The organism is Rubrivirga sp. (assembly GCF_049648075.1).
Classification (GTDB): domain Bacteria; phylum Bacteroidota; class Rhodothermia; order Rhodothermales; family Rubricoccaceae; genus Rubrivirga.
Genome location: NZ_JBARYR010000477.1, coordinates 1 through 9,104, shown reverse-complemented (window position 1 = coordinate 9,104; position 9,104 = coordinate 1). Strand labels below are relative to the sequence as shown.

General features: G+C 68.3%; 10 protein-coding genes. All 10 read left to right on the top strand.

Annotation, left to right across the window (positions count from 1 at the left end; all coding sequences use genetic code 11):
* The first annotated feature begins 168 nt into the window (after positions 1–168).
* Positions 169–1,038: a hydroxypyruvate isomerase family protein gene (locus WBA11_RS13555; RefSeq protein ID WP_424521205.1), complete on the top strand. Its 870-nt coding sequence runs from the start codon at positions 169–171 to the stop codon at positions 1,036–1,038.
* 54 nt (positions 1,039–1,092) lie between these two features.
* On the top strand, positions 1,093–1,365 hold the full coding sequence (locus WBA11_RS13550) for a hypothetical protein (protein ID WP_424521204.1): 273 nt from the start codon (positions 1,093–1,095) through the stop codon (positions 1,363–1,365).
* A gap of 12 nt (positions 1,366–1,377) precedes the next feature.
* A complete protein-coding gene (locus WBA11_RS13545) occupies positions 1,378–2,553 on the top strand; it encodes a Gfo/Idh/MocA family protein (RefSeq protein WP_424521203.1) in 1,176 nt (391 codons plus the stop codon).
* A 32-nt stretch (positions 2,554–2,585) separates the two neighbouring features.
* Complete coding sequence (locus WBA11_RS13540; protein ID WP_424521202.1) at positions 2,586–3,221, top strand: HAD family hydrolase; 636 nt, start codon at positions 2,586–2,588, stop codon at positions 3,219–3,221.
* Between the two features lie 60 nt (positions 3,222–3,281).
* Positions 3,282–4,295, top strand: coding sequence for a sugar phosphate isomerase/epimerase family protein (locus tag WBA11_RS13535; RefSeq protein WP_424521201.1), 1,014 nt, complete (start codon positions 3,282–3,284; stop codon positions 4,293–4,295).
* Positions 4,296–4,355: 60 nt separating this feature from the next.
* Positions 4,356–4,673 (top strand): high-potential iron-sulfur protein, encoded by a 318-nt coding sequence (locus WBA11_RS13530; RefSeq protein WP_424521200.1) that lies wholly within the window; start codon positions 4,356–4,358, stop codon positions 4,671–4,673.
* A 48-nt stretch (positions 4,674–4,721) separates the two neighbouring features.
* A complete protein-coding gene (locus WBA11_RS13525; RefSeq protein ID WP_424521199.1) occupies positions 4,722–5,810 on the top strand; it encodes an ADP-ribosylglycohydrolase family protein in 1,089 nt (362 codons plus the stop codon).
* Positions 5,811–5,933: 123 nt separating this feature from the next.
* A complete protein-coding gene (locus tag WBA11_RS13520) occupies positions 5,934–7,574 on the top strand; it encodes a sodium:solute symporter (RefSeq protein WP_424521198.1) in 1,641 nt (546 codons plus the stop codon).
* A gap of 341 nt (positions 7,575–7,915) precedes the next feature.
* A complete protein-coding gene (locus WBA11_RS13515; RefSeq protein ID WP_424521197.1) occupies positions 7,916–8,641 on the top strand; it encodes a lycopene cyclase domain-containing protein in 726 nt (241 codons plus the stop codon).
* Positions 8,638–9,104, top strand: a 467-nt coding sequence (locus WBA11_RS13510; RefSeq protein ID WP_424521196.1) for a Brp/Blh family beta-carotene 15,15'-dioxygenase, incomplete at its 3' end; no start/stop codon positions are given. The genes WBA11_RS13515 and WBA11_RS13510, both read left to right, overlap by 4 nt.

The window sequence follows — 9,104 nt, the reverse complement described above, 5'->3', positions numbered from 1 at the left end:
GACCCAGACCGACGTCGGCGCCGGCTCGCGCGACTGGCCGGCAATCTTCGCGGCGAGCGAGACGGCGGGCCTCGTCCACGCCCTCCTCGAGGCCGACACCGCGCCCGACGGCGACAGCCTGGCGTTCGCGCGGGACAGCATGGCCTACGTCGAAACCCTCCGAGACTGATGCGCCGCCGCGACTTCGTCCGGGCCAGCGCCGCGCTCCCGATCGCCGGCCTCGAGGTCGCACGCGGGGCGGACCCGTCCTCGAGGACGAGTCCTCGAGGGCGAGCCTCCTACCGGCACTCCGTGACGCGGTGGCCGTTCAGCGACTGGTCGCTCGAGGAGCTGTGCGAGACCGCCGTCGACCTCGGCATCGAGTCCGTCGAGCTGGTCCAGCCGACCGACGCGCCCGTCCTCGAAGCCCACAGCCTGACGTGCGCCATGACCGCGCACCCGCCCGACGTGCCGGACGCGCTACGCAAGGGGTGGAATCGCACTGAGCACCACGAGCACCTGATCCCAGCGTACCGACGCGCCCTCCAAGCTGTCGCCGAGGTGGGCTGGCCCAACCTGATCTGTTTCTCGGGCAACCGCGACGGCCTCGAGGACGCCGCTGGCCTGGAGAACATGGCCCGGGGCCTGGAGCAAATCCTGCCCGACGCCGAGCGGCTGGGCGTGACGCTGTGCCTCGAGCTGTTCAACTCGAAGGTCGACCACCCCGACTACCAGGCGGACTCGACGGCGTGGGGCGTCGCCTTGGTCGATCGGCTGGGCTCGAACCGGTTCAAGCTCCTCTATGACATCTACCACATGCAGATCATGGAGGGCGACGTGATCCGAACCATCTTGGACAACCAAGGCGCGATCGCGCACTTCCACGTCGCCGGCGTGCCTGGTCGCAACAACCCCGACGAGACCCAAGAGCTGTTCTACCCCGCCATCATGCGCGCCCTCGATGAGGCCGGTTTCCCCGGTTTCGTCGGACAGGAGTTCGTCCCCGCCGGAGACCCACGCGCCGCCCTCGAAGACGCCGTCCGCCGCTGCTCTGTGTAGCGACGCTGCCCTTGAGGTCGGGCACACCGCCTGCACGCGCCCGCACACCTCGCCATGAGTGACTCCCCCTCCAAATTGTCTCCCTCGTCGGTCCGCATTCACACGGCCGTGGTCGCGATCTCGCTGGTCGTGATCAGTATTCGGCTGCTCGTGCCGGGGCTCGCGAATCCCGTCCAGGTCGCCATCCTCGCGCTCATCGCCGCCGGAAGTGGGCTGTTTATCCGGTCGCACCGCGGCGGCCCGCCCTGGACCGACCGGGCGGCCAAGGCCTCCTACGCCGCCTCGATCGCGATCGCGATCAGCACCGCCCTCTCCGGCTCGCCCTAAACCCTTCCGCCCGTGCCCCTCTCCCGACCTCTCCGCGCCGGCCAAGTCGGCGGCGGTCCCGGCGCCTTCATCGGTGACGTCCACCGCCGCGCCATGCGGATGGACGGGCTCGCGACGTTGGTCGCCGGCGTGTTCTCGTCCGACCCCGACCGGTCCCGCGCGCACGCCAAAACGCTGGGTGTCGAGCGTGCATACGGGTCCTTCGAGGAGATGGCCGAGGCCGAGTCGCAGCGGGAGGACGGCATCGAGGTCGTGTCGATTGTGACGCCGAACTGGCTCCACGCGCCGGCCGCGATGGCGTTCATCGAACGCGGCATCTCGGTCGTCTGCGACAAGCCGATGACGACCACCCTCGAGGACGCCCACGCGCTCGTCGAGGCCGTCCATCGCAACGGCGTCACGTTCGCGTTGACGCACAACTACACGGGCTACCCGATGGTCAAGCAGGCTCGGGCGCTCGTCGAGGACGGGACCCTGGGCGAGGTCCGAAAGGTGGTCGCGGAGTACAGTCAGGGCTGGCTCTCGCAGCCGATCGAGCAGGAGGGGATGAAGCAGGCGGTCTGGCGGACGGACCCGAAGAAGGCCGGCGCGGGCGCGTTGGGCGACATCGGGAGCCACGCCGAGAACCTCGCGGCCTACGTGACCGGCCTGGAGCTCGATCGCATCTGCGCCGACGTCCGCACGTTCGTGGGCGGCCGCGCCATCGACGACGACGCGAACGTATTGCTGCGCTACCAGGGCGGCGCAGGCGGCGTGCTCCACTGCTCGCAGATCGCGGCGGGCTTGGAGAACGACCTGCGCCTGCGCGTCTCCGGGACGAAGGGCACGCTGACGTGGCGACAGGAGCATCCCAACGAGCTCACCTTCAACCCGCTCGAGGGAACGGAGCGCGTCTACCGCCGAGGCCACGACGACCTGTCCGCAGCTGCGCAGCACGCGAGCCGCTTGCCGCCGGGCCATCCCGAGGCGTTCAACGAGGCGTTCGCCAACGTGTACTCGAACGCGCTCCGCACCATCGGCGCGCGTCTCTCGGGAGAGGAGCCCGACCCGCTCGACCTCGACTTCCCGACCGTCGAGGACGGCGCGAAGGGCGTCCACTTTATCCTGACCGCCCTCGAGTCCGGCCGGCAAGAGGGATGGGTCGACGCGAGCTACGTGCCATCGGCGGGTTACAGGCAAGGGGCGTAGAGTCACTCGCGATCGTCATCATTCAAAGATCCGTGCCCCCTCCTCGCTCGCCATCGACCGTCGTCTTCGACCTGGGCGGCGTCTTGATCGACTGGAACCCGCGCTACGCGTACCGCAAGCTGGGCGGCACCGATGAGGAGATCGAGCACTTCCTCGAGACGGTCGCGACCTCGAGGTGGAACCACCAGATGGACGCGGGCAAGCCGTTCGCGGTCGCCATCGCCGAGCGCAAGGAGGAGTTCCCCGAGCACGCCGACTGGCTCGACGCGTGGTGGACGCACTGGCCCGTCATGCTGGGGGACGCGATCACGGGCACCGTCTCCGTCCTCGAGGACTTGAAAACGCACGGCGTGCCCGTTTACGCCCTCACGAACTGGTCCGCCGAGACCTTCCCCATCGCCCTCGAGCGGTTCGACGTCCTGCGCGAGTTCGCCGGCATCGTCGTGTCCGGCGCCGTCCAAGTCGCCAAGCCCGACCCGGCCATCTACCGCCACCTCGAGACGGACTTCGGGATCGACCTCGAAGACGCGGTGTTCATCGACGACCTCGAAAAAAACATCGAGGGCGCCCGCGGTGTCGGGATGCACGGCCTCCACTTTACCGATCCCGACACGTTGCGCGCCGACCTCGAGGCGTTGGACCTGCTTCCCGCCCTCGGGGACGCTTAGGTCCCAGTTGAGGTCGCCATCTCGACCCTGAAGTCGGTTCCTCCCCAACTCTATCTCTCCATGTCCCGTCCCGTAACCCTGTTCACCGGCCAGTGGGCCGACATGCCCATCGCTGAACTCGCGCCCAAGGCCGCGTCCTGGGGCTACGACGGGCTGGAACTCGCCACCTGGGGCGACCACCTCGACGTCCACCGCGTCTTGGAGGACGACGGCTACGCCGAGCAGCACATGGCGATGCTGAAAGACGCCGGGCTCGAGGTCTGGTGCATCTCGTGCCACTTGGTCGGGCAGGCCGTCGCGGACCGGATCATCGACGGGCGCCACAAGGCCATCGTGCCGGCCCACGTCTGGGGCGACGGCCAGGCCGAAGGCGTTCGCCAGCGCGCGGCAGACGAGGTTGTCAAGGTCGCGGAGGCGGCCCAGAAGCTCGGCCTCGAGGTCGTGAGCGGGTTTACCGGCTCGCCGATCTGGCACCTGTTCTACTCCTGGCCGCCCAACCTGCCCGAGGACATCGAGGCCGGCTTCCAAGAGACCGCCGAGCGTTGGACGCCCATCTTGGACCGGTTCCAGGAGCTCGGCGTCACGTTCGCCTTGGAGGTCCACCCGTCCGAGATCGCGTTCGACGGGCCGAGTTGGGAGCGCGCCCTGGCGGCCATGAACGATCACCCGGCGTTCGGGATCAACTTCGACCCGAGCCACTTCGGCTACCAAAACGCCGACTACGTCCGGTTTATCCGTGACCACGGCGACCGCATCTTCCACGTCCACATGAAGGACGTCTGGTGGTCCGACGTGCGGACGGAGGCCGGCACGCTCGGTGGTCATACCGAGTTCGGCGACGCGCGTCGGTCGTGGGACTTCCGGTCGCTCGGTCGCGGTAAGATCAACTTCGAGGACATCATCCGTGCCCTCAATGATGTCGGTTACGACGGGCCGCTCTCGGTCGAGTGGGAGGACATGAAGATGGACCGCGAGCACGGGGCCGCCGAGGCCGCCGCGTTCGTCAAGCGCATCGACTTCCCCGCGTCGGACATCGTCTTCGATCAGCAGTTTTCCAAAGCAAGCGAGGGCTGACCCTACAAACCGTCCGCCGCGCGCGCCGTAGACTCCCGCACCCTCTTCCCACACGCCGATATGTCCGACCTCAGCCGCCGCCGTTTTATCGCCACCGCTGGAGCCGCTGTCGGCCTGGGCTCCGTCCTGTCCGCGTGCGGCGGAGGCGACGTGACCGCCGCGTCGTGCGAGGGCTACTCCGACCTGACGCCGGGCGACCTCCAGGCTCGGCAGGGCCTCGGCTACGTCGACGTGACGCCGGACCCGGCGCAGCGCTGCGACAACTGCCGCCTCTACAACGCGCCGGTCGGCGGCTCGGCGTGCGGCGGCTGCCAGCTGTTCCAGGGACCGGTCGCCCCGGCCGGTTACTGCACCGCCTGGGCGCCCGTCGCGGCCTAGCCCAGGGCGCGTCCTCGAGGTCGCTCCTGACACGACCTCGAGGTCGAGATGCCTGATCTTCGCTCCCGCTTTCGTGGGTGCCTGCTCGCGGGAGCCATTGGTGACGCGCTCGGAGCGGACATCGAATTCTGGCCGCACCGCGAGATCGTCGACCGGTTTGGGCCGGGCGGCCCGACCGAGCTGGGGACGGGATACGGCGTCCCAGGTGCGATCACGGACGACACCCAGATGACGCTGTGGACGGCCGAGGGGTCGCTCCGTGCGTTCCATCGCAGCTCGACGAAGGGCATCGTGTCCGTGCCCACCGTGGCCCTCAACGCCTATTTGCGGTGGCTCGACACGCAAGAGGAGTCGCCCAACCCCACTCGGCACCGGGACTCATGGCTCTGGGCTGTCGAGGGACTCCATGCTCGACGCGCTCCGGGGCTGACCTGCCTGAGCGCGCTCCGTAGCCGAAGAAGCTCCGATAGCACAGAGCCGATCAACGACTCGAAGGGCTGCGGCGGCGTCATGCGGATGGCACCTGTCGGGTTGCTGAGCCGAACGCCGACTGTCGCATTCGACCTCGGGTGCAAGCTGGCACAACTCACCCACGAGCACCCGACCGGCATCGTCGCCTCGGGAGCGTTCGCCGTGGCCATCTGGCATCTCGCCGACGGCATCGACCTCGAGGACGCCCTCGACCACGCCCTCGAGGCGGCCTCCAGTGCAGACGGCGCCGAGACTGCCGCTGCCCTCGAGGCCGCGCGCGACTTGGCCGGGTCCGGTCATGGGGACGCCGACGCGGTCCATGCGTTGGGGACCGTCACGCCCGACCGGGGGCCGGGCTGGGTGGCCGAGGAAGCGCTCGCCGTCGCGGCCCTGTGTGCCCGTCGCTACCCGACCGACCTCGATGCGGCATTGCGGATGTCCGTCACACACACCGGCGACAGCGACTCGACGGGCGCCATCTGCGGCAACCTGCTGGGCGCGTACCTCGGTCACGGGGCCGTGGCCTCGCGGTGGGAGGACGCGGTCGAACTGCGAGGCGTGATCCTTCAGGTCGCCGACGACTTGCACGACGCGCGCGTCTTCGGCATCGACTCGTACCAGAAGAAGGAGACCGACGCGTGGGCCGAGCGCTACCCGCCGGGCTGACGAGCGACGTCAAGGGCGGACACCCACTTCCGGGTCGCTGGTCTCGAGGTCAGGGAATCCCGGATGGATGGTGGAACCGCTTACACTGGCGAGTTACCTTCATGTGACCTCCACGCCCCGCGCATGCCCGACTTTACGCTGACGACGCTCGACATCTCGGCCGTCGTCATCTACGCTCTCGTCATTTTTGGCATCGGGATCTACTTCTCGCGCCAGACGGAGGACGGCGAGGACTACTTCCTGGCGGGGCGGTCGCTGAGTTGGGGGCTGATCGGCATCAGCCTGCTCGCGTCGAACCTGTCGTCGTCCTCGATGATCGGGATGGCGGGCGAGGCGTACGGCGGGATCGGGCTGGCCGTCTTCAACTATGAGTGGATGGCGGCGATGGTGCTGGTCGTCTTCGTGCTGTTCTTCCTGCCGTCGTACATCCGCACCGGGATCTACACGATGCCGGAGTTTCTGGAGCGCCGGTTCGACGGGCGGAGCCGGGTCTACTTCTCGGCCGTCTCGATCTTCCTATCGGTCGTCGTGGACACGGCGGCGGCGTTGTTCGCCGGAGCGCTCGTCGTCGAACTGGTCTACCCCGACTTCCCGATGTGGGGGACGATGGCGATCCTGGCCCTGATCGCCGGGGCGTACACGATCGCCGGCGGTCTTAAGGCCGTCGTCTACACGGACGCGATCCAGGGGACGCTTCTCCTGATCGGTGCCGGGGCCGTGTCCGTCATGGCGTGGAACGCGATCGGTGGGTGGGACGCGGTGACGGCCATCACGCCGCCGGAGCAGCTCTCGCTCGTCCAGTCGTACGACCTCGACCCGAACCTGCCGTGGTACCAGGAGACGGGGATGACGGGGCTCGGGCTGTTCACCGGCGTGTTCTTGCTCGGGTTCTATTTCTGGACGACCAACCAGTTCATGGTCCAGCGTGTTCTGGGCGCGAAGAACCTGGACCACGGGCGGTGGGGCGCGCTCTTCGGTGGCCTGCTCAAGCTCCCGATCCTGTTCCTGATGGTCATGCCGGGCACGTTCGCGCGCGTGCTCTACCCCAACATCGAGCGGGCCGACCAGGTCTTCCCGACGTTGCTGTTCGACTTGCTGCCGGGTGGCTTCCGAGCGCTGGTGCTCACGGCCATGTTGGCGGCCATCATGTCGTCGGTGGACTCGACGCTCAACGCGGCCTCGACGCTGGTGACGATGGACTTCTTCAAGCGGAAGAACCCGTCGATCTCGCCGAAGGCCCTGGTTCGGATCGGGCGGATCGTGACGTTCGCCTGCATGGTGTTCGCGATCGCGTGGAGCCCGGTCATCATCGGGTTCGACACGTTGTGGAGCTACCTCCAGACGACGCTCGCGTACGTAGCCCCGCCCGCGCTCGCTCTGTTCATCCTGGGCGTCTTGTGGAAACGGGCAAACGGGACAGGCGCGATCATGGGGATGTCGGCCGGGCACCTGACGGCCGTCCTGTTCCTGGTCCTCGGCCCGATCTGGACGGCCCAGACGGGCGCGCCGCTAGCGCCCATCTTTGGGATGAGCTTCCTCTACCTCGCTGGCCTGTTGCTCATCGTGTCGATGGTCGTGATGATCACGGTCAGCCTGGCCACGGCGCCGCCGGACCCGGAGAAGACAGCGGACACGACGTGGACGATGGCCTTCTGGCGGGACGAGACGGCGGCACTCGCGGCGAAGCCGGCCTGGCAGAACTACCGCTACCAAGCCGTCGTGCTCGTCGCGATGACCGTGGTCCTGGTCACGTTCTTCTGGTAGCGCCCTCGAGGGCGAACCGAGACTGTGTCTCCTCATCGCCGCAGCGTCCTCGAGGCCGTGCGCCCCACGGCAGCGATCGTGGCGGTTCGGTTCGCCCTCTGGGACCGCGCTTCGCTCGTGGAGCCCGTTAGGGTCCTTATCGGACGGGCGGTGAGAGATCGCTCTAGCGCTCGGGCGGTGACGGGGAGACGCGTTCGATAGGAGGCGCCCTCGAGGCCCGGGCGACTCGTCCTGCACGTGGCCCTCGATCGACGTCCCGCAGCCGTCCCCGAGGGCAGCACGCAGGAAGGGAACTCCCGAGACCGACGCGCCCGATCTTACGTCGTGCATCCACTGACCTATTGACCTACCTCGAGTTCCACCTGGCGTTCACCGTCCCGCCCCTCGTCGTGCTCGCGCTGTTGCAGGGGAGGACGCGCGCTCCGTGGTGGCCCCTCGGGCTGCTCATCGGGATCGCCTTCGTCTACACGACGCCGTGGGACAACTACCTCGTCGCGCGTGAGATCTGGACGTACCCGCCGGGCCGCGTGCTGGCGACGATCGGATTCGTCCCGGTGGAGGAGTACGCCTTTTTTGGGATCCAGACGATCATAGCCGGGCTGTGGCTTCGGCTGTTTCAGGCACGGTGGGACCGCGTGCCGGAGCCGTCCGGACGGGGCGTGCGGTGGCCGGGCATCGCTCTGTTCGGGGCGATCACTGTGGCCGGCGTCGCGATGCTGCTAGCCGCCGGACACTGGCTCTACCTCGGGCTCATCCTGGCGTGGGCCGGCCCGCCCCTCTTGCTGCAGTGGGCGGTCGGCGGCGAACTCGTGTGGGCGCGGCGTCGGCTCGTGGCCGTGACCGTCATTCCGATCTCGCTCTACCTCTGGGTCGCCGACTGGTTCGCGATCACACAGGCTGGCATCTGGAACATCACCGACGCCACGCGGACGGGGTGGGAGATCGTCGGGCTCCCGGTGGAGGAGGCCTTGTTCTTCGTCGTCACGACGCTGCTCGTGGCGCAAGGGCTGGTGATGCTGGAGCGGCCGATATCTGACATGTTCTCGCGGAAGCGCGTGGTCGGGTGAGCGCGTTCCCGTTCGCGTGGCGCCGCCCGGGCTTGACCGTGGCGTGGGGTGGAGTCGTGGTGTCGCTCGCTCTCGCTCCGCTCTTAGCGAACGCGCCGCTGTGGGTCTTGGTGATTCCGTGGACGTTGAGTGCGGTCGTGTTGGGGTTGCCCCACGGAGCGGCGGATCCGTTCGTGCCCTTCCGCCTGAACGACACCGCGCTCCGCCCAGGACCGGTCGCGGTGTTCTGCGTGGCGTACCTCGCGCTGGGGGCGGTCTACCTCGGACTGTGGGCCGTCCTCCCGGCGGCGGCTGCGATCGGCTTCCTCTTGCTCACCTGGGCCCATTGGGGCCAGGGCGACCTCTACGCGTTGCGCGCGATGGGCTGGGACTTGCACCTGGGCGGGCGGGCGCACCTCACGCTCGCGTTGGTCGTCCGGGGCGCATTGCCGATGGCGGTCCCGCTCGCGGCGTTCCCCGAGGT

Bases quoted from the DNA above. Each gene is read 5' to 3' on its own strand.
- WBA11_RS13535 (WP_424521201.1), top strand. From the start codon at position 3,282: ATGTCCCGTCCCGTAACCCTGTTCACCGGCCAGTGGGCCGACATGCCC.
- WBA11_RS13525 (WP_424521199.1), top strand. From the start codon at position 4,722: ATGCCTGATCTTCGCTCCCGCTTTCGTGGGTGCCTGCTCGCGGGAGCC.
- WBA11_RS13550 (WP_424521204.1), top strand. From the start codon at position 1,093: ATGAGTGACTCCCCCTCCAAATTGTCTCCCTCGTCGGTCCGCATTCAC.
- WBA11_RS13520 (WP_424521198.1), top strand. From the start codon at position 5,934: ATGCCCGACTTTACGCTGACGACGCTCGACATCTCGGCCGTCGTCATC.
- WBA11_RS13530 (WP_424521200.1), top strand. From the start codon at position 4,356: ATGTCCGACCTCAGCCGCCGCCGTTTTATCGCCACCGCTGGAGCCGCT.
- WBA11_RS13555 (WP_424521205.1), top strand. From the start codon at position 169: ATGCGCCGCCGCGACTTCGTCCGGGCCAGCGCCGCGCTCCCGATCGCC.